Source organism: Ignavibacteriota bacterium, assembly GCA_016212665.1.
Taxonomy (GTDB): domain Bacteria; phylum Bacteroidota; class Ignavibacteria; order UBA10030; family SZUA-254; genus FW602-bin19.
The window spans coordinates 1-22,896 of sequence record JACREZ010000031.1; the positions used below are offsets into that span (position 1 = coordinate 1).

At 43.4% G+C, this 22,896-nt stretch carries 8 protein-coding genes; all 8 read left to right on the top strand.

The window, feature by feature from the left end; all coding sequences use genetic code 11:
- Positions 1–1,190 precede the first annotated feature (1,190 nt).
- The 8 genes from HY960_10480 (at position 1,191) to HY960_10515 (ending at position 22,876) form a co-directional block, all read left to right on the top strand.
- The gene (locus tag HY960_10480; GenBank protein MBI5216166.1) at positions 1,191–6,326 is read left to right on the top strand and encodes a T9SS type A sorting domain-containing protein; all 5,136 of its coding nucleotides are present in this window, start codon (positions 1,191–1,193) and stop codon (positions 6,324–6,326) included.
- A 103-nt stretch (positions 6,327–6,429) separates the two neighbouring features.
- Complete coding sequence (locus HY960_10485; protein MBI5216167.1) at positions 6,430–7,362, top strand: T9SS type A sorting domain-containing protein; 933 nt, start codon at positions 6,430–6,432, stop codon at positions 7,360–7,362.
- 107 nt (positions 7,363–7,469) lie between these two features.
- Positions 7,470–10,856, top strand: coding sequence for a hypothetical protein (locus HY960_10490; GenBank protein MBI5216168.1), 3,387 nt, complete (start codon positions 7,470–7,472; stop codon positions 10,854–10,856).
- A 166-nt stretch (positions 10,857–11,022) separates the two neighbouring features.
- Entirely contained in the window at positions 11,023–12,267 is a 1,245-nt protein-coding gene (locus HY960_10495; GenBank protein ID MBI5216169.1) for a hypothetical protein, read from the top strand.
- A gap of 39 nt (positions 12,268–12,306) precedes the next feature.
- Positions 12,307–15,384, top strand: coding sequence for a TonB-dependent receptor (locus tag HY960_10500; GenBank protein ID MBI5216170.1), 3,078 nt, complete (start codon positions 12,307–12,309; stop codon positions 15,382–15,384).
- A gap of 16 nt (positions 15,385–15,400) precedes the next feature.
- Positions 15,401–18,628, top strand: coding sequence for a T9SS type A sorting domain-containing protein (locus tag HY960_10505; GenBank protein MBI5216171.1), 3,228 nt, complete (start codon positions 15,401–15,403; stop codon positions 18,626–18,628).
- 32 nt (positions 18,629–18,660) lie between these two features.
- Complete coding sequence (locus tag HY960_10510) at positions 18,661–19,695, top strand: PorV/PorQ family protein (protein MBI5216172.1); 1,035 nt, start codon at positions 18,661–18,663, stop codon at positions 19,693–19,695.
- Positions 19,696–19,771: 76 nt separating this feature from the next.
- A complete protein-coding gene (locus HY960_10515; protein ID MBI5216173.1) occupies positions 19,772–22,876 on the top strand; it encodes a T9SS type A sorting domain-containing protein in 3,105 nt (1,034 codons plus the stop codon).
- The last annotated feature ends 20 nt before the right edge of the window (positions 22,877–22,896 follow it).

Below are 22,896 nucleotides of genomic sequence, written 5' to 3' on the forward strand. Positions count from 1 at the left end.
GGAAGAAGTTGTAATTGATTGGGAGAATACGGTTTGAAAATTGCTGTTGGCATACCACCAATAACGATTCTGGTTCGATCTTGTTGCACTATCAATCACAATAAACAAAACAAAGGGGCTGCCCTTTTGAGACAGCCCCATTTTTTTTGATGAACGAAAATCGATTCGTATTCCTGAAGGAGGAACTGAGAAGCGCCTGTCCCGCCAACCGTGGAAATGCAAATACAATGTCCGATAGAATACTGTCGGACATTGTTGTTTAATGCAGTTTCAAAACTTCTATCTAAAAATTCACCGCAACGTATACAGAGAAAAACACAACGTGACGCAAAAAAAAATAGAGTTTTTGGAACTTCTCCTGATGTAATCAATCATTCATTTGATGCTTTAATGGAGAAAGTAATGTGCCTGTTCCGCCAACGACGGGAAAGCCGTTGGCTCGGTGCATGTCGGTACTGGAAAGAAAATTGTCTGATAATGTTTTTTTATCGGGCTTTTTCCATTTATTCCGTTTTTCCTCCCTCTCGAAATCCTTCTGAATAGAGTATTTGACGCAAAAAATAGAATTCAAAAAAAAATGTAAATATTTTTGCAAAAACACTTGACACTTTGCAAAAGTTTTCTTAAAATACGGCAGAATAAAACATCGAAGTGTTAAGATTCTCTCAGCGAATTGCTTCCACACCTTTTTAAGTTCAATACGCTGAGCGAACGCATGCAGACATAAGGTGGGTTATTCACCAAGACAAATACTCAAGTTACTATTGAAAGTTGAATACTGATTATTCGTGTGAAATTATTTTTCTTTTACCGGACACAGAATGAATCATGCTGTTGAACAACCACGGTGTTGTTTCACGCGAGTCGTCATGTTCATACATATACAAAAAAAGAATTTGAAATTTTTGAAATCCAAATTAACTAATCCACTAACAATCAATTAACAAACAGGAGCAGGTATGAAATACCTAAAACTATTTGTAACGTTGGTGCTCATAACGTCCTTCGTTGCAACCTTAACTTTCGCAGGTAAAGAGTCTAGCTTTAACCAGACTACCAGCAAAGGTAAAGTTGAATGGAAACGTTTGTCATCAGCGAAACCTAATGTACAGCTTAAAGATTCGGATGTTCCCGAATCAGAATTAAGCAAAGCAAAAAGTACTTCACCCAAAAGTACCAATGCTAATTATATGCAATACTCAAAAGTGGTCCCGCAGAAAGATGTTACTGCTACGACACCACTTGCCGGTACCTACCAGATTCCGGGAGACTTCGCGTCTATCGGAGCGGCAGTTGCCGTGTTGAATTATGTCGGTGTATCTGATGATGTCACGTTTGAATTGAACGCATCAAGCTACAACGAATTCATGGTTGCAATCGGTTCGTATGCTGGTAACAGTGATTATACTGTTACAGTGCAACCTGCCGCAGCAACTGCAGTCACAATTAATTTCTTTTCAACAGCAACCAATGGTAAAGGGTTTGCGTTTACTGGCGCGAAGAACTTTACCATTGACGGTTTGAACACTGGCGGTGCAAGTCTCTCATTACAATGGGATGCGGCACAGCCATTCCCGACTTCAGACGGTTTTGGTTCAACGGTATACATTACCGGTGGAAGTGAAAACATTGCTGTGAAAAATGCTGACATCAAAGGACGTGTAAACAATGCAGTCTGGGCGAGTCAAACAGAAGGTCGTTCAGCTATATTTGCTTTCAGTCCCGATGGAGATCCATACGAAAATTATGGACTTACTTTTGATGGCTTGACAATTTCAGGTGCAAGTTTTGGTATGAAGTTCTTAGGTCAAGATGCCCTCGTTGGTGGTGGTGGAATCTCTATCACCAATTGTAATATCGGTGGCGCCTTTGGTGACCCGGTTCTCATTGGTATTTTAGGTGTATATACCTATAATGTTAATTTTTCAAATAACGTTATTGACGGAACAAAATACCTTGTTTATTACAAAACCAATGCAACAACTGAGTATGAAGATGAATATGCGTTCAATGGTGGTTCATTCTTAACACTCTTAGGTCAGTCAACTGCTATGCACTGGATTGCAGTAGATAATGGCGTGTTTGATAACAACGTTCTTCAGAATGTTGGAATTGATGCGTTTGGTTCAGGTATCATATCTTATGGTACAAGAATCTACTTCCTCAATCTTGGACTAAACATTGCTTCTACGGTAAAAAATAATAAAATTACAAACATTACAGTAGATGCTACATCTACATCAATTACTGGTATCCGTGGTCCGGCAGGAAATGTTTACCACAATTCAATTCGCTTAGTTGGTGATAACACCGGTGGAACGAGTACTTGCTTAAACGGTGTAACAACTGCGTATAACAATGCTCTGTCAAACGAAATGACAGGAAGCGGCGCTTCCAGCCGACGTGGTTATACCATAGGCGGCACAGTAGATTATAATGCTGTCTATGCAAGCGGTGGTTATTTCGTTGCCGGTTTAAATGGTGTGAACGCTGCTCTCGCAGGTGGACACAACATCAATGGCGTGTTTGGCGCAGTCAATTTCAATGCGGACTTAACACTCAACACTGCAGGTCCATCATCAGCAGAAAATATTGGTAAGTCACGTGTCAACGTTTTAGATGACTTTGATGGAACGGCACGTGATACCTCGGCCGCAGGAAAGCGTGATGCAGGCGCATACGAATATAGCGCAGACTTCACAACAGCCTACGGACCGGATGTCGTTGCTTCCGGATTTGCCGCTCCGCCAGCAGGTGTGCCGGTGGGTCCGCCGCAACCAGTGAAAGTAACAATAAAGAACAACTCTGCGACAGCAACTTCAGCGTTTGATGTTTCTGTCAGTATTCCTGATGCAGTTCCTTTCAATGCAACTCTCAATGGAGTTACATTGAATCCGATGGAAAGCAAAACAATCACGGTCGGCACGTGGAATCCATCTGCCCCGGGAACCTATACTGCTTCCGCTTCTCACAACCTCGCCGGTGATATTGCAACCGGTAACGATGCAACTTCAAAGAGCATCACGGTCAGCGCACCGACAGCTCTCACAACTGCGAAAACATTTACATTTGATACTGGTTTAGAAGGTTGGACAACATCGCCAATCGCAACCAATCCGGCATTGGGTGAATGGCAACGAAGTAATTCGTTTACAAAACTAGCCGGACCATATTCCGGTTATTCTTTAGTAACCACCAGGCCCACGGATGCAACAAAGTACACAGAGGGAGCCTATGCAAGTTCACAGGGATATTCCACGACCTATCCCGGAGCCAACATTGTTTTATCGGAATGGCTTGACATTGATAATATCGGTGCTGGAACCGACCTTTACCTTTCCTTCTTCCATTCAATCAGAACTGAATGGGATTGGGATCGTAGTTGGTGGGAATATACACTTGATGGTTCAACGTGGAATCATATCGGTGTATTAAATGATCCAAATGGTCTCAATTGGTACAATGAAGATTTATATGAAGAAGCACAGATTGATCCTGATGCATTCGATTATTCAACAGCACAACAATATGGTTTGATGACCGGCGAGCCGACTGATTGGCCTTCATGGGTATCAAACAGTGATGAAGTTTCACCTTCAGGATGGGTGTATTCAGCTATAAAGATGACAGCGGCGAATTATCCCGGTGCAACACGCGCTTCGGCAATCCGCTTCCGTTTTGTTGCTTTCTCTGATGCAGTCTATGGTCCCGCGAATGGTGGTTGGGCAATTGATAATATTAGTATTGGACCTGACCCAACGGCATTTAGTGGTTCATCAATCATCGGTCAATTATTCCATGATATTGATGGAAATGGAGTGATGGATGGAGCCGATTCAGCGATGACGAACAGAACGGTAAAATTAAATCGTTTTGGAAGCAACATCGCAACCACCACGACTGATGGAAGCGGTATGTATTCATTTGATCAAACAAAGGTTAATTTACCCGCAGCATACGAAGTTGAAGTTGTGTTACCCGGTTACGGATTCACAATTCCTGCAGATGCAGCAACGACCGGTAAATCAACAGTAAGTAACACCGGAGACAACGATGATGATGTTGTCAACTTCGGTGCATTCTTCGGTTCAGTCAGCGGTAAAAAATTCAATGATGTGAACAATAACGGCTCTGACGATAGCGAACCCGGATATTCCGGCTGGACTATCCAGGCACGTACAACTTCTTGCACCGGTACCGTTGTTGGAACAGCAACGACCGATGCAAACGGTGCATACTCAATTGCATTGCCTCCCGGAACGTACTACATCCGTGAAGTAAAGCAAAGCGGTTACAGAGCAACAACAGATACTTGTGTTACCATCACAATCAGCGGTGCAGAGCCGACAGCAACGGTCAACTTCGGTAACTTCAAACTTGGTATCATCAAGTTTGAGGCACTGAACGACCTCGATGGCGACGGAATCAAAGATGCCGGCGACGTAACAGCACTGCCTTCAGGCGCATTTGTTAATTTCGACGTAACGAAAGATGGCGACCCGTTTGCTTCTTCCGTTATCGGAAGCCAAACAGCATCCGAAACATTCTCCGACCTTGATGTTGGCGTGTATGTATTCACACAAACCAGCACACCGAGCGGTTGGGAAGTTACCAACCCCGCAGCGTCAACGACCGTAACAGTCGCGACAAGCGGTGTCAACTCAACAATTACCAGACTCCATTTCAAACAACCGAAAGTCAACGGATATGTATTTGATGATACAGACGGAGACGGAACATGGGACGGTGGCGAACCGGCTCTTGAAGGTTGGGATGTAGTCATCAGCGGTAACGGCGGCGGTACATTCGCCACCGATGCAGATGGTTTCTATGAAACATATGTAGGAACCGGAAACCACACGATTAGTGTAGCAAACCAAACCGGATGGTCACAAACAACTCCGGTTGCAAACGCAGGAACATTTGTATTCTCAGCAGTGAGCGGTACAGTCCCCGGCGCAGACCAGTTGAACAAAAACTTTGGTAAATTCGAAAACATCACCGTCAGTGGAACAGTATATCGTGACTATAACGGTGACGGCGCAGTCAACGGTGCAGATGCTCCGATGAGTGCAACCGTTAGTTTGACCGGTTCTTCCGACCAAACCGGCGGTACGTTCTCCTTCACCGGTGTTGGTGGTGGTGCAAAGACCTTGTCGGTAACAGTTCCTTCAGGATTTACAGCAACCACAGCAGCAAGCATTGCAATTTCACCTGCAAGCGGTGTAAATTCAACCGGTAATGTATTCCTCCTCTTCCAGGATTCAGACGGCGAAAATACATATCGTACGTTCACACTTGATACCATGCAATCACATGCAGCGCGTAAAGCAATTGCACGTAAAGCAGGAAACTTCCCGAACCTTGTCAACATGCTTGCAGAAATCTTCAAGCAGGCAAAAGATTCAAGTCTCGCGACCGGAATCGAAGTCGGTGAAGCAGGTAATCTCTTATCCAATGGTAAGACAGTAAAAGGCTATGTAAAACCGGCGAAAGAAGGAGACGTTCAGGCATCCTTGTACAAAAAAGGAAAACTTGGACCTCTCTATCAGGACGGTACAGCAAGTGGACTTGACTTCTTCACAGGCGGTGAAAAGAGAATCACCAAATTGAACAAGAACCTTGGACCCGACAAACACGATAACGTGTTGTTCGGTAATTTGATGGTGTTGGCAGTGAACATCGCCGCCAGCGACTTCGAAAAGACCCCGACCGGCTTCGGTGATTTGAAGTACGTCGGTTCGTATGAAGCATGGGACGGAATGACCGTTCGTCAAATCCTTGCAGATGCAAACGATAAGATGACCAACTGGGAATTCGTCACTGCTTCCACATTCAGTGATATGAATGCGGCAGTAGCATCAATCAACGCAGAATTTGCTTCTACGTCGCTTGATACTGCTTCGTTCTTTGCAGGTGGAAAATTGTCATGGACTGGCGTAATGCCGGTGAGCCAGAGCGATATTCTCATCGCGAATCCGAATGCACAACCGTATCAGATTCCGACTGAGCAACATCCTCCGGTTCCGACAGCATTTGCTTTGAACCAGAACTATCCAAATCCATTCAACCCGACAACAACCATTAGCTTTGAACTTGCTGAACCGGCAATTGTTACCGTAAAGGTATTCAATATGTTAGGTCAGGAAGTTGCGACGGTTCTCGATCGTGAAGAATTCTTTGATGGCGTGTATAGCGAAACATTTGATGCGTCAGGCTTGACCTCAGGTGTGTACTTCTATCAGATCCTCACAGATGTAACGAACGAAGAAACAGGTGCAACACAGCACTTTACGCAGACAAAGAAAATGTTGTTAGCGAAGTAAGTGTGGTATTTTCTCCCGTCCTGCGAGAGCAGGGCGGGAGAGCTAATTATAATTTAATTCACAAATATTCAGACACATAAATTAATAAGGGAGAATCCCTAATATGCGATTACGTACTATTTTTTCGATAACTGTAATTTTGATTGCAGTTATTGCTCTATCAACAACAAGTTATTCACAGGCACGAGTTGGCGCGTACGGCTTACAACTGATTGTGAAGGATGATGCAACCGGCGGAGATACACTCTATGCTGGTTTTTCCAATGCCACTTCAGTTTCAGAATTTTGCATTGATGCAGACACGTTTGAAGTAGCTCCGTTCGGAGTTTCTGTCAACGAGTTTGAAAATCCTCCGCTTCCCCCGGATGGAGTTTTTGATGCACGATTTATTAATAACAGGACAAGCGCGGTTGCCTGCCTTGGTCAAGGGTTACCGAATAATTTTCATTTAGCCAAGAATTTTTCATCTTCATTCAGAGATACCTTCCGTGTCCAATTTCAAGGAAGTGCGGCGTCCGGTGGCGCTTACCCATTTCATTTTTCATGGAATTTATCAGGTACTACTTATGCCAACGGTTCATGGACAATGCGATATACTGTTCCAGATGAACCCACTACTGTCGTTGACATGGTTGCAAATTCATCCCACGATATCACTTCTGCGGAAGTTAATAGAGTACTTATAATTTTTGATGGTACTGTTGGAGTCCGTGAGGTAGGTGAGGTTATTCCCCAAACGTTCGGACTCAATCAGAACTATCCGAATCCGTTCAACCCGGCAACAACAATTCGGTTTGATATAAAAAACACATCGGAAACAACGATTGCGGTGTATGATGTCCTCGGAAGAAAAATTGCATCATTAGTGAATGAACAACTTTCTCCGAAACAATATGAAGTAACATGGAACGGAATGACGGATAACGGCATCGTTGCATCAAGCGGAACCTATTATATCCGTATGAATGCAAAGTACACGGAAAACGGTGTTGATGATGAGTTCAGTTCTGTTCGTAAAATTGTTTTAATGAAGTAATTCGTTTCCTCTATAGATTTTTTGGTACAAGCAACAGTTTGATAGGAAATAACCGAATGCGGAATTCGCTTCTGGCGAACTCCGCATTCTCATTTGGGGCTTCTGTTATGACACAACACATTCGAAATATTACCATTATATGTCTCATATTACTCTGCGTATTATTTCCTGAAATATCGTCGAGTCAGGTTAAAATAAAATTACCGCTTATCATTGCTGATGGTGGAGGGAGTTCAACCGGCAAACGGGATACGCTTTGGTTCGGGTATCATCCCGATGCAACTTTTTGTATTGATGCACCATTGACATTTGGTCCTTGTGATGTTATTAAAGAGTATGAAGCGCCTCCAGCACCACCTGAAGGAGTCTTTGATGTTCGTTTTACGAAATCGCGTTCATCGGAAGGGACTTGTTTGGGTCAAGGAGTGTATGATAATATTCATTCGTTTGTGAGTTCAGATCCGGACACCTTCCGACTGAGGTTGCAACCCAGTACCGCTGGTGGATTTCCTTTCAGATTATTTTGGGTTTCAAATCTTTCATTGTACTTTGACAGTGCGCGAATTCAGTATTCCAGTTCAACCGGCACAATCAGAGTGAATATGTTAACAACTTCATCACATGATATTACTGATGCAGAATTTTCTAATTTGCGGATGATTGTAAAAGGAATGAAAGGTTCTCAAATTGCACCAACAGCACCTATACTTCAACAGCCGCCGAATGGGGCGACAAAGCAGTCTCCATCGTTAACTCTTTCCTGGGGTACTGTTGCGAATACAGTACTGTATGAAGTAGAGGTAGCAACTGATTCCTTATTCACAAATATTGTTTTCACTGATACGGCACACTCAACATCTAAGGCAGTCAGCGGTTTACCTGAAAGTCAAAAATTGTTCTGGCATGTTCGTGCGATGAGCGAAGTGCTGTCGGGTTGTTATCAAGATGTTCCGTTTTCGTTTATTACACGATTAGGTCCTCCTCAACTCTCATCACCGAGTGAAGGTGATAACACTGTTCCGACAGAACCAATGTTACGATGGAGAAGGAACATTGCCGCCACCGTATACAATGTTCAGGTATCGCGCAATAATACCTTCACAGATATTGTTACAACGCAAGCAACAGCCGATACATTTTTTCAGGTCGGGACACTTTCGCATTGCAATCCTTATTATTGGAGAGTGAATGCACTAAACGCAACCGACACGAGCGCTTTTTCTTCTGCGAGAAGTTTTACCGTTATTGATACTGACCCGGGACAGCCATCGTTAGTTAATCCCCTCGACAGTACAATTGTTGTTGGAGACCGACCCACACTTTCATGGACAGGTGATATTTGTTCACGAACCTATCTTGTAGAGATCGCGGCTGATACAGGATTTACACAGATTTTACTTTCCCAAAGTCTTACTCAAACATCATATCAAACACCGAATTTAGAGGGAGAAGAAAATTATTTTTGGAGAGTGACTGCGAAAAACGGTTTAAATGTTTTTGGTCCACGTTCTGTTACACGAATGTTTACGACCCCGGTGGTCATTCCAAGCCCTCCTGCGCTTGCTCAACCACCGAATGCCGGACCGCCGGTTCCCGATACAACAATTATTTTTGTGTGGAATCGTGCGAGGAATAAACCGCTTTCATATGTACTTGAACTTTCAAAAAACTCTAATTTTACAGCGATAGTAAAACGTGATACTGTTGCAGATACAACGACAACAATCAGTTCGCTTGATTATTGTACACGGTATTACTGGAGAGTGAATGCACGCAACTCTGCAGGGACGGGACAGTTCTCTCCTGTTTTTGTATTTGATGTGAGAAGAAATATCCCGCGACTACCTCTGATTGTGTCCCCTGTTGCGCCCAGTGATACCGGCGTAACAGATGAGCCAACACTACGATGGAGAGGCGATGCGTGTACTCAGGGGTATGTATTTCAGGTCTCCTTAGATTCCATGTTTACAACCCTCTTGTATGATGAAGCGCTTGCCGATACACAGAAGAAAATTTTAGCCACCGAACCGTATACATGGTATTACTGGCGTGTGAAAGCCACGAACGACCTGGGAGATGGAGCATTTCAGGAGACAAAGTTCAGAACTGTAAGGTTGACCCGACCGAAAGCGCCGTTACTTTTTTCACCTGATTCTACAACGCTTGGTGTGTTACAGTATCCGGTCATGTGTTGGGATTCATCCCGGCGAACTGAATCGTATCGTTTACAAGTAGCATTGGATACAAATTTTACCATTCTCGTTTTCAATGACTCGACACTCACAACGCTGTGCAAACAAGTCGGTCCGCTTCTGTTCAGCAAAACATATTACTGGAGAGTGAACGCAAAGAATGAAGCCGGTACGAGCGAGTATTCAACGGTGTGGTGGTTCAAAACCTTGTTTCCACCCGAACAATCGAATTTAATTCATCCGGAAAACGGCGTTACCGGTGTGTCTGTCACTCCTGAATTACAGTGGAGTATTCCCGACAGAGCCGATAGTTATCATTTACAAGTTGCTAAAGATGCCGCCTTTACAACAATTGTTTATAACGACACCTCGATTCAGACACAGAGTTGGCAGTTATATAATTTAGATAATCGAACGTGGTATTATTGGCGTGTGAGAGCGAAGAATACTGCAGGTTATGGTCCCTTTTCAAGTGTCAATAGTTTCAAGACCACCATTGTTGGAGTCGCTGATTGGGTTACTACGTTATCTGTGAGTGAAACCGGGTTTGGAAAAGATACGGTATATTTTGGGTTACACCCGAATGCAACTCACGGAATAGACCCGCGTATCGGTGAATTTGAATTACCGCAAGTTTCAACCGGTCAGTTTGACCTTCGCTTTGTAGATATTCCCAGTCGTCCGAACCAGATTCGACAAGGCTTACGGTTGAACCGGCTTCCATTCAAAACATATGGACAAGTTGATTCGTTTAAAGTTGCATTTCAATTAGGCACCGGAGAGTATCCGATACATATTTCATGGAACTCTTCGTTCATTCGAGGAATTTGTGACAGCATGATTATCATGGATATGTTCGGCGGTTTGACATTACGCGAACGCATGGACTTGGTTTCTACTGCTGTTCTTACAAACATCAGCACAAAATCACTGCTGATTATTTCGTACGGCGCGTATCCTACGCCGACAGATGTTGAACCGGAGCCGGAAATAATTCCGGAAGGATTTGTTCTCTCAAAGAATTATCCGAATCCTTTTAATCCGTCAACACAAATTAATTTTTCAAACGAAGAAGCGGCATTGATATACATCGGCGTTTTTGATGTTTTAGGCAGAGAGGTGAGCCGTTTACTGTATTCAGAAATTGAACCGGGAAATCATAGTATTTCCTGGAATGGGGAAAATACTCAGGGGGCAGTCATGCCGAGCGGAATTTATTATGTTCGCATGATTGCTACAGCACAGGGAACTAGGGCAGAAAAGCCATTTGTCTCATCACAAAAAATGGTACTGTTAAAATAGAATTCTATAATCATTTGTATTTTCATTATTGTTTATCCCTCCTTAATTTTTCATAAAAATTAAGGAGAAAAGTTTTTTTTATTCCGTTTTTATTATCAATGACGGAACAGTTCTTACTATTGAATTCATAGTCGTAAGACTTTTTTTTACATAATTTAACATAAGTATGCCAATGAGAATTATTCTCGGTGTTGCGGTAGTTCTTTCACTTCTTCTTTGGAGTTGTGTTGATATACCGGAAACCGGTCCGCAACTTCCTGATCCGCAAACAGTCACGCGTTACATTCATCTTATGACCGGCACTGATACGGTCAGTTATTTCCTTTCACGAGATGTTTCCCAGCAAGCCCTTGGTACGCGTCAAACCTATTCAAGTGTAGATACTCAGGTAACCCGTGTCGTTACCATTTCCATTGTTGATACGACGATTACACGAGATACAATTGCAACTTCGATTGAACAAATCACGTGTCACTCTTCTACTCATACCTGCGATACAACGTTTGTTGATTTTGATAGTATCGCCGTTCACCTGAACATCAGGCGCGATACGCTTGTTCGGTTTGATACGACGGTTAATACCTATTCTATTACATTAGCCGATACCAATAAAATAAAAACGACAAAATCGTACTATATGCGCTATGCTGTTAAGTATGATTCAACGTTGCAAATGTTCATTGACGGAGCCGCATACGCAACGCTTCAGTTTGGTGAATCTACACCTTACCGGGAAATTCCCTCCGGCGATAGAAAAATTCAATTAGTAACAAGCGGCATTCGTCTCGATACGCTTGAATATATTGTCATTGATACAACCCATGCCGTAAAACGTGACACGTTAGGGAGAGGAAAGTTTACATTTGAAGAAACGGTAACGAAGAAAACGACGAATAAGTATCCCATCATTCCCCATGATATTGATTTGGTTGTCGCTGATTCAACCACGCCTTCCAAAGAACACTCTTCATTTCATAAGGCGACAATCTTTTTCCTCCGAAATGCGGCGCCGTTATTTACAGATGCTAATGGAGAGGTTCGATATGGAGTTGTCAATTATGCTTTTGGATCTGAACGGAGGTTGTTTACCCCGGCGCCGAGTGATTCGATTGGAATACGATTCGTCAATGTTTCTAAAGGACCTGTTGCAAAAAGTCTTACGATAAAAGGAATACCTGCTAACGATTCTCTGCTCGTGATAAAGTCGGTTGATAGTTTAGCAACCAATGATTTCAGCACGTACGTAAAACTACGACAAGGAACGTATAGCTTTTTTGCTTCACCAAAAGGTTCTCCTTCATCCATCGGTGACTCGGTTTCCCAGTTGACATTGTATGGAGGTAATCGGTTGACGTTTGCAATCGTTGATAGCGGCTCAACATACCGGTTAAAAAAATATAATGATGATTAATACCTCGCAACGTAAAGTACAATTATCAGGAATTAAATCATGAATCGAATTTGGTACTCCCTCTTTTTCATTCTCGTTGTTTCACTTTCCTCATTTGCCGGTAACGGAAAAATTGTCGGGAAGGTAACGGACAATCAAACAAAAGAAGCCTTGATTGGTGCAACCGTTCAAATTGTCGGAACGAGTTTCGGAAGTTCTACAGACATCAATGGACAGTTTATTATTTTAAGCGTTCCTTCCGGGGAATACAGCCTGAAGGCAAGTTATATTGGCTACCAGGAAGTAATAAAAAGCGGCATCCGCGTGAGTTCCGATTTAACAACGGAAATCAATTTCGTTCTCACATCTTCCAGTGTTGAATTAAAGCCGATGGAAATTGTCGCAGAACGTCCTATGTTTAATAAAAGCGCGACGAATATCGTCCGGATTGCGACAAAAGAAGAATTGGAAAATTTACCGGTGCGCGGTGTTGTCAGTGCAGTAGCATTACAACCGGGTATCGTTATGCAGGAAGAGAGAGGAAACCAACGACTGTATATCCGCGGCGGTCGCGCCGATGAGGTTGGTTATTATGTTGAAGGCGTTTCGACAAGAAATATTCTAACGGGTGAGAATGTCACCAATATTATTCCCGAAGCATTGGAAGAATTCCAGGTTCATGCAGGCGGTTATACGGCAGAATATGGCGGCTCGAATGCCGGAATCATCCGACAGCAACTCCGCTCAGGGACAAGTAATTTCAAAACGACACTTCAGATGGAGACTGATAATTTCAATCTGGGCGAAGGATTTTTTGAACATACACCCAACAAGAAATTTTTAGGAACATACTCATACGGCTATAGTGACTATGTGATGACATTGAGTGGTCCCATCGTTACGGATAAAATAAAACTTTTCATCGCAGGGCAGAACCAGTTTCAACGGGATACGTATGTACGATTCATCGAGCCATTCCGCTTTGAAAATCTCATTGATGAAAATAGTCCGGTCGCAAACCCGGATACCGTAAAAGTTCTGGAATTAGGTCCCGGAAATATTCCCGGAACGATGAAGAATAAATATTCTTTAAACGGAACACTGACGTTTGATTACAATCCGTATCTGCTTCGTATCGGGACAACCTACACGTGGCAACTCGACAATGTGTTTGACCAACGGTCCGATATTCATGATTCTCCGATTACACATTTATTTAACGGCGCGAGAATTCCGAGTCGTGAAATCGGTGACGGATTATTTAATGTCAAGTTTACACATTTCCTCAGTACAACGACGTTTTATGAAGCGAATCTGAATTATTTCGACCAACGGGCAAAGACATATGACCCGTTGTTTGAAGATAATTATCTGAAATATAAAGATAGCGTAGCGTTAGCCGCGTTAGGGTATCATGCAAATTCCAATTTAGCGGAACAACTTGAAGATTATTCGTTGAATGATTTCCAGTTCGACCATCTTGGAAAATCTGTTGCGATGTACTCAAAAGCAAAGCAAAATTATCTCGGCGGAACATTCGATTTAACTTCCCAGGTTTCATCGCACGAATTTAAGATTGGCGGTTCCTACCAATATTATACTGTTCGCGGGTACTATGTCGGGCGTCGCCCCGGTAGAGAAAATTTGTTGACAGACATTATCAACTTCCCAGATTTGTACAGAAGTCCCAGCGCCTACGATCCGCTCACCGGCAGTTACGAGCGTGATGTTCTTTTTCAAAAAGCAGGCGATTACATTAGCGCGTACGGGTATGATGTTTATGGAAATGAAATTGACGATGGTTTCGATGGACCGAAACATCCGGAGTTTGCAGCGTTATATTTTCAGGATAAATTGGAATTATCCGACCTTGTCGTGAAGGCGGGTTTCCGATTGGATATTATTGATAGTGATGACAAGCAATTCAGAGATTTCATTGATTATGAAGGGAAGTACGGTGAAGCCGGAAGACACTATGGGGCTGGAAATCCACTCATCAGTCAATTGAATGACCAGATTATCCCCGATGGAATGGAGAAGAAGCCGGCGTTCAAGCAGGTGAGCCCGCGTCTGGGTCTTTCTTTCCCGGTTTCCGACAGAACAACATTTCATCTCCAGTACGGAAAATTTTTGCAGGCTCCTCAATTAAGCACACTCTATGCAGGACGAGGAATTTCTGCGGTGATGTTCGGTGGTTCTTATTTTGTTCCGACACCAATCGGGTATGGTTTAGATCCGGAACGCACAACGCAGTATGAGGTAGGATTTACTCAACAAATCTCCGACTATGCCGTGTTCGATATTACCGGATTTTACAAAGACATTCAAGGGCAGATTCAAATTACCAAAATCGTGGCTGAACCTAATGCAAGTATCGTTGGCTATAACACACTTCAAAACGGTGATTACGCAACAACAAAAGGTTTGGAATTTAAAATGACGTTGAGACGGACTAATCGTATTCAGGCACAAATTAATTACACAATGTCCGATGCTCAGGGAACTGGTTCCAATCCGTATTCCGCAGTAGGAGCGACGGAAACAGGAACGATTCGTCCAACTGTAATTTCTCCGCTCGATTTTAATCAGGCGCATCGCGGAACGATGAACTTTGATTATCGTTTCGGAGAAAATGATGGTGGTCCGATTCTTTCCCGGTTAGGAGCGAATCTGTTATTGACGTTCAACAGCGGGCACAGTTTTACACGTGCGAAAGGTGAAGGAGGTCAGAGACCGGCATCGCAAGGAGCCATTCTTGCTGATGATGACCCGAGAAACAGAACACCGATTGAACCTATTGGTGCATCCACAACGCCGTGGTTTTTCAACTTCGATTTGCGAGTTGATAAATCTATTGACTTCGGTCCGATTGACATGAACATTTATGTTTATGTCCAGAATTTACTCAATACACAAAATGTAGTAAACGTCTATTCGAGAACAGGGAATGCGTATGATGATGGGTATCTGAGCAATCCGGATTTAAGTGGAACGGCAATACGAACTCGCGGGCAACAATTCGTTGATATGTATCGTGCCATCAATATCGGTAACAGACAGCACTATGCACTAACTCAAGGAGGAGATTTGTTCGGTCCTCCGCGTCAAATTCGGCTCGGCGTTCGTCTCGAATATTAAGTTCAAAGGAATTTTTATGATGAAGAAAGCAATACTCTACTATCTTTTCACAGCGACTTCCGTTTTTCTGTTCGCCGGAATTCTGTTCTCTGCGGAAGGGCAAAAATCTCAGAAGAATAAAAGTGAACGTGAAGTAACCGAAGTTACCGGGGTTCCGAGAACCACCGTGATGAACATTAATAATTTGTTAATGTGGGCAGGTGATGACGGGAGAATGGAACGCCGACCAATGGATGATAATTCCGGTGTAACATTTCCCCGTGGAACTGCGGCGTGTGTGTATGCTGGCGGATTGGTCTGGGCAGGGTATGTCAAAGATGGCAGTTCGCCGGACCTCCGCGTTGGAGGACAGACATATAATTACGGAACCGTTCCCGGCAGAATTACGAGCAAAGGAGTAGCAGAAAGTCCGAGCGCTCCGAGTGTGCGCATGTATCGTATTCGCCGCGATTGGAAAACAGCCGACCTTGCACGCGATGCCGCGGAGATAAACGATGTTGCTCTTGCGACGGTTTCTCAAGGTCAGATTGATGCCGTTCGTGCGCAATACAAGAAAGATTGGATTGAGTGGCCCTGGCAAAAAGGCGCTCCGTATTACGACAGAAACAATAACGGAATTTATGACCCCGACCCGACCGGCAATTACGACCCGGCATTAGATGAGCCGGGGCTTGGTGGCGCTGACCAGGTACTTTGGTATGTTGCCAATGACCTCAAAGCAACGGCAACAAGCGGGTTGTATGGTTCTCCTCCAATCGGAATCGAAATGCAGGTAACATGTTGGGCGTATGCACGAACTGATGAACTTGGAAACGTTATCTTCCAACGTTATCGAATTATCTATAAAGGAACATCAACAACTCCGCCTGATGCGAGGATTGACTCAATGTATATTGCAAAATGGGTTGACCCGGATTTGGGAAATTATGGCGACGACTACGCCGGATGTGTGAAAGATAAGAGTTTAGGATTTGTCTATAACTCACAGCCGGAAGATGCAGAGTACAAAAAGTACAATCTCAATCCTCCTTTTGTCGGATATGATTTCTTTCAAGGACCGCGTGTGAAGAAAGATGGCGCAACGGCGAGATGGGACTTACAAACCATCACCGGTTATGAAAACAAAGAAATGACCACGTTTGCTTACTTTGCCGCCGGAGGTTTTGATAGTGACCCGACATTAGCACAGTATTCAGGCACACTTCAGTGGTGGAACCTGATACGGGGATACCGTCCGCGACCAATAACACCGGCAGAGCCATTCATTGACCCTGCGACGGGAATTGCTACAAAATTTGAACTCGACGGAGACCCGACAACATTGCGAGGGTGGATTGACGGAAGAAGAGATTCTCCCAGTGACCGAAGAATAGTTCTTTCTTCCGGTCCGATAACAATGGCGCTGGGTGATACTCAGGAAGTTGTGGTCGGTTTAATGGGCGCCATAGCAGGCCGGGATAAAGATTATATGGAAGGATATAATCTTCTCAAGAAGATTGATGACGAAGCACAAAATGCATTCAACTTTAATTTTGATTTGCCCAAGAACGTCCCGGCGCCAAATCTCAATATTGTAGAATTAGAGAACAAAATTATTCTCGAATGGGAATCTGACACAGCAAAAATCAGGGAGTGTGAATCATATAATTCGAAAGGATATCGTTTCGAAGGTTATACACTGTGGCAATTTCCCAACTCAAGAGCGACGACAGATATTGCGCGACAACTTGCGCCGTTTGATATTACCGGTCCTCGTTCGCGCGTTATAGAAATTGATAAATTCAAAAATCGTCCGTTAGTAAACGGGCAACCCTATTATTTTGGAATTCAAACCATTGTCTTTAATCCTGACCCATCGGTCAAGAGCCGTTTGGAATCAGCGCCGATTGTTAAAACAGCGATACCTCACAGTCCGAATCCGGGAACAGTCTATCCTTATGAATTAAGCGAACCACAATCTATCGCGGCAAATGTTGTTGGAAAAAATGATGCAACGGTATTGGTTAGTTACAACGACCCGACGAAAGCGGACGGACATACTTACAAAGTCTTGTTTCATTCTGCTGAAAACGAAACATGGGATTTTGTTGACCAGACAGAACATGATACGCTGATAAAAGGTGTTTCATTTTCATCAGGTACTTCTTCGTACAGGTCGGTCACGAGAGGGTTTACAGTTACTGTCAATATTCCGAAAGTGGGAATTAAGGGGGTATATCTTGTCAAATCAGATAATCAAACAATGAGAGAACCTGTATTTGTTACTCCGGATCCTAAGAATGAGTTCTTTGTTATCAGTCATATTGTTAATGACAGGGGTACTTCTACATTAGATACGATGGCTGGTGGAAATCGAAGTGACAGAGATATAGAATGGCGATTCGGCGATTCGAGTTGGGCGATTATGTCGATAGGCGCATCTTCTTTCTGGCTGAGAGTGCCATATCAAATGTGGCAACTGGGGAATGGTTCGACTATTCCAGACCGTCAGTTGTACACGGTAATAATCCCGCCTGAAAAAGATTCAATATGGCGAGCAACAAAGTTGCTCTCACGTTCCTACAACAATAAAGCGTTGAAAACTTTTTATCCTGTAGCAGTCTATGCAGATAGCTACAAAGTCGGTTCTACTTTTTATGGCGGTAGGTATTACGATGATATTCTCAGTAAACCATTTGCTAACCTGATTAAAGGTGTTATTCTTACAAATATTTCTATACCTAAAGATCCGGTTTGGGCTATAGCGAGAGCGTACTTGGCTGATTTAGACGATGATGGAAAACTGCCGCCAGCAGGAACGTTTATTCGTTTCGAGAAATATAAAGCCATTGTGGATGGTGATGAAAAAGAATTCACCACAACACCAACCGTTTATGATAATGCCGAAGCCGCTAAAACAGAAATAGCAAAGATAAATGTCTTCCCGAATCCATACTACGGAGTGAATACACAGATGGGGTCACGTCAGGCGCCGTTTGTCAAATTCAATCATTTACCGGCGAATGCGAAAATCAGAATCTTCAATTTGGCAGGACATCTCGTCCGAACGTTAGAGAAAAATTATGAAGCATCTGCCCCAAGTCAATTCCTCACATGGGATTTACAAAATGAAAACCAGTTACCTGTTGCAAGCGGAATCTATCTCGCATATCTTGAATTGAAAGATGCGAACGGAGTTGATTTGGGAACGAAGACACTAAAAATCATGATAATCCAGGAACAACAATATCTGGATAATTTTTAATTGGTATCATGAACAAGCGTAAGGAACACACAATGAATACACGTACGACGACTTTGTTACTTCTATTTTGCATTGCTCTGCTACTTTCGGGTGAACGGAGTTTTGCAGGCAGAGCAGATAAATCCGGAACCGCCGCCGCACCGCAATTATTAATTCCTGTCGGTCCACGAATGATTGCTTTGGGTGGAACATCAATTGCGACGGTCAACGGTATTGAAGCGCTCTTTTGGAATCCTGCCGGTGTCGCAAAATCAAACCATGAATCGAATGCAACATTTTCACATGTTAACTACCTTGCCGATATCGGCGTTGAGTATGTGGCCATCAGCAGTCAATTTGAAGGGCTCGGGACATTAGGGCTCAGTGTCAAATCACTTTCATTCGGAGATATCGCAATCACCACGGAAGACCAGCCCGATGGTACAGGCGCAATAACTTCACCGACCTTTTTTACTTTGGGTGTGACGTATGCGAAGCAACTTGCAGACAGGGTGTCAGTTGGTTTAACGTTGAGTCACATTACGGAAAAAATTGAACGTGCAAGCGCCGCGGGTATTGCTTTCAATGTCGGGGTTCAATACTCTGGAGTAGGCGGAGTTCCCGGATTGAATCTCGGAGTTGTAGTGAAAAACATCGGACCTCAGATGCAATACGAAGGAACAGGATTGCTTCGTGAAGGTTCATTAGAAGATTTAAGTTATGGTTCGTTGGTACAACTTCGAGCCGCATCTGCCGAACTTCCGTCAGTTATGGAAATCGGTTTTGGTTATATAAAATCATTTGATGAAGTAAACGCATTAAATATTTCCGGTTTATTTCAGAATAATAATTTCTCTGATGATGAATATAAATTCGGTCTGGAATATTCATACTCAGATTTACTCTTCTTGCGGGGAGGGTATGTCCAGACAGCAAAGACAACCGAACTGGAAAGTATCTTTGGCGGTACATACGGTATCGGTTTCCATCAAAATCTAGGCGACGTTGATTTATCTATTGATTATGCATTTCGAACAGCAGAATATTTTGGCGGGAACCATGTTTTTGGAATTATTTTAGGCTTTTAACCGAATTCAACTTACACTGTAATTACATAATTCAATTCATTTAATCCATTATTTTTTGTTAGAAAGGAAGACCTTTATGAGATTCGTTACAACAGTATTAGCGTTGTTGCTGATGTCTTCATTACTTGTTGCACAGAAAAAAATTGTTGTTACATCCAGCGGTGATGTAATTCCGATTAAGCAAGGGCAGCAAGTGGAAAGTGCTATGATAGACCATGAAGCACGAAAAACCAATGCCGCATGTACGGGAGAAACCGTGTTCGGATATAAAAAAGCAGAGTATCCCTGTAATAATAATTTTGTCGGATACCATCGCGATGTTTGGGGACAGTGGTTTCTTGCCCCATCGTCCGGCACGATTGATTCATTCTATTTTTACTTGGCAGACCAAAATAATCTGCAAGACTCAAGTGTAAAAGTCGCTATGTGGAAATCGAATATTTTCCCCGGAAGCGGACCGGGATACGGACCGTATAATCCGCCTCGTCATGGTTGGGGATATTATCTCGCCAATCAAGCGCTGGAAGAGGCTTTGGATATCACACCGTTCAAAGCTCGTGCATCGCTTTCCGACACTGCATGGAAACCGACTAATCGTCAACCGGATGGAAGCGGCGGAACTGGTGAACCTGATCCAGTAAATTCATTCGACCCGTTAGGCGATGAATTATGGGGATTCGGTGGCTATCCGGTGAAAGCAAAGAGCGGTAGCAACGATGGTGTAAAAAATGTCGTTGCTATGGATGATTTATTCTTCCGACCGGTTGTTGCAAAAGGCGACCCAATCTTTGTCACCATTGAGCATTTAGGAACACACATTTCCTCTGATAATGATTTCCCGGCAACATGGTGTATGACTCGTACGGGATTACCAACGCCCAATCGTAACTGGAAGTTTTATAATCATCCGGCAGCAGGCAGTTCTGGCTGGCATGCTCGTGCAGAAGCTACGTGGGTATGGTCATTTGTCATGACGGTGAATGGAAATATCGCCCCGGAATTTCTTGATTATTCAAAATTATCCCATACTCTCTCGACATCTTCACGAACGATTACTGCAAGTTTACAAGATTGTAATCCCGGAAATCCGACTCAAACAGGTATTGCATCAATTACAATGACCTACTGGGCAAACTACGACGCACCGACAACTATTAGTATGAGTTCATTAGGCGGCGATATGTATCAAGCGACCTTACCCGGTGTAAATTCGGGCGGTTTTTTGAATTACTATATGACTGCAGTTGACGTCACGGGTGATACAACAGTGACTGCAACAAATCAATACAAAATTATTAAGTTGGCAGACGAGCATTATATCGTTGATACAAATGCAACGTTCAACTACCAGGAAATAAGAGCGACCGGAACACAAATTTCCGATGGTGATTATTTTACTCAATCAACTTCTGGTGCGGCAACTGACGACGGTACTGCCGGACCAATTGATATGGGTGCGGACTTTATCCTTCATGGTGATACAATTCGTTATGCGTGGATTGGTGTCAACGGTGGTGCAGCGTTTTCACGTACCGCTACTGATACGCAACATGTACAAGGCGCTGGCGGAAGTTACGCCGCGAGTTGGGTGTTCCCCGGAAAGCCCCCGCTTGTTCCTCAATCAACTGCAAATGAAATTCCCGATAATCTTGTTTGCGTTTATTACAACGACATGATTGTAAACCCTGTCATTATTCCGGATTACGAGGAAGCGCATGGTTACATTTATTATCAAACAATCGGTTCGAAGTTTATTGTAGAGTGGGATTCGCTTGGTAATTTAAATACAGAAGCAGATTCGACTATCCGTTTCCAATTGATTATGGATAACGCTGATAACACGGTGACATTCAATTATTTGGATGTTGGCGTTGGCGGATTAGAAAATGATGGACTCATTGGAATCCAGTCAGATACGATTTCAAAATGGAGTTTTGTCGTTAAAGAAGGATTTCCGTCAGAGTTGGTTCCGAGAAATAATCACTCCTATAAATTCCTTCCATCATCGTCGGCTATTGCAGCATCTGATGGTTGGAATATGTTGTCCGTTCCTGTCAATGTTTCCGACAATGAAAAATCAGCAGTTTATCCCGGTGCAACTTCTCCTGCGTTCAGATACCAGGCAGGGTATGCGCAGGATGATTCGCTCGATAACGGAGTTGGCTACTGGTTGAAGTTTAACGGCGCTCAAACGTTGTATGTGCCGAAACTTTCAGACATTACTGCCGCCACTATTCCGGTGAATGCTTTGTGGAATATGGTCGGTTCAATTTCAACACCGGTACCGGTTGCAAACCTTGGATACCTACCCGATTCGGCTTCTGTTGTTGGTTCACAATTCTTTGGATATAACAACGGTTATTTCACAGCAACCGATATTAATCCGGGAAAAGGTTACTGGTTCAAAGCAAAACAATCCGGCAGTATTTTAATCAGTTCAACGCTTGCATCAGCAAAATCAAGTGCAAAAGCAGACCCGCTTGCGGCGCTCAACTTGTTAAAGATTCGTGATTCACGAAATGGCGAGCAATCGCTCTTCGTCGGTTCGACGAAAGATTTTGCAGGTTCGGTCGAGATGTATGATATGCCGCCGGTTCCGCCGACCGGTTCATTCGATGCTCGTTTCGGTTCGAACAGAATGGTTGAAACACATTCATCATCGCTTAACAGCGCTGTTGAATATCCGTTACATATTCAATCCGGTAACTATCCTGTAACAATCAGTTGGAACATGAAGAGTTCATCGGGTGTCCGGTATGAATTAATTGATAAAACGAGTGGAAAGAGTGGCAATCTCATGCTTGGTATGGGTTCTGCGAAAGTTGAAGCGCCGAGTGAAAACTTGGTCATTCGTGTAACAACATCGGCAGTTGAATTACCACAGGTTTATGCATTAGAACAGAACTATCCTAATCCATTCAATCCTGCAACGACAATGAAATATTCATTGCCGAAAGATTCCTATGTGAAACTCAGTGTTTACAATTTACTGGGTCAGGAAATCTCGACGGTGTTTGAAGGAGTACAATCAGCAGGGTTCTATAATTACTCATGGAGTCCGAAGAACAGCGCTGAAGTTCAAGCCGGCTCGGGTGTTTATTTCTATCGTCTCGATGCGACAAACGTGAACGATAGCAAAGAAACATTCAATCAGGTTCGCAAGATGATGTTCGTGAAGTAAAGAAACTTCCGGCAAATTCG

Excerpts from the sequence above, each read along its gene's own strand:
- HY960_10500 (MBI5216170.1), top strand. The coding sequence starts at position 12,307 with ATGAATCGAATTTGGTACTCCCTCTTTTTCATTCTCGTTGTTTCACTT.
- HY960_10510 (MBI5216172.1), top strand. The coding sequence starts at position 18,661 with ATGAATACACGTACGACGACTTTGTTACTTCTATTTTGCATTGCTCTG.
- HY960_10480 (MBI5216166.1), top strand. The coding sequence starts at position 1,191 with ATGCAATACTCAAAAGTGGTCCCGCAGAAAGATGTTACTGCTACGACA.
- HY960_10515 (MBI5216173.1), top strand. The coding sequence starts at position 19,772 with ATGAGATTCGTTACAACAGTATTAGCGTTGTTGCTGATGTCTTCATTA.
- HY960_10485 (MBI5216167.1), top strand. The coding sequence starts at position 6,430 with ATGCGATTACGTACTATTTTTTCGATAACTGTAATTTTGATTGCAGTT.
- HY960_10505 (MBI5216171.1), top strand. The coding sequence starts at position 15,401 with ATGATGAAGAAAGCAATACTCTACTATCTTTTCACAGCGACTTCCGTT.
- HY960_10495 (MBI5216169.1), top strand. The coding sequence starts at position 11,023 with ATGCCAATGAGAATTATTCTCGGTGTTGCGGTAGTTCTTTCACTTCTT.
- HY960_10490 (MBI5216168.1), top strand. The coding sequence starts at position 7,470 with ATGACACAACACATTCGAAATATTACCATTATATGTCTCATATTACTC.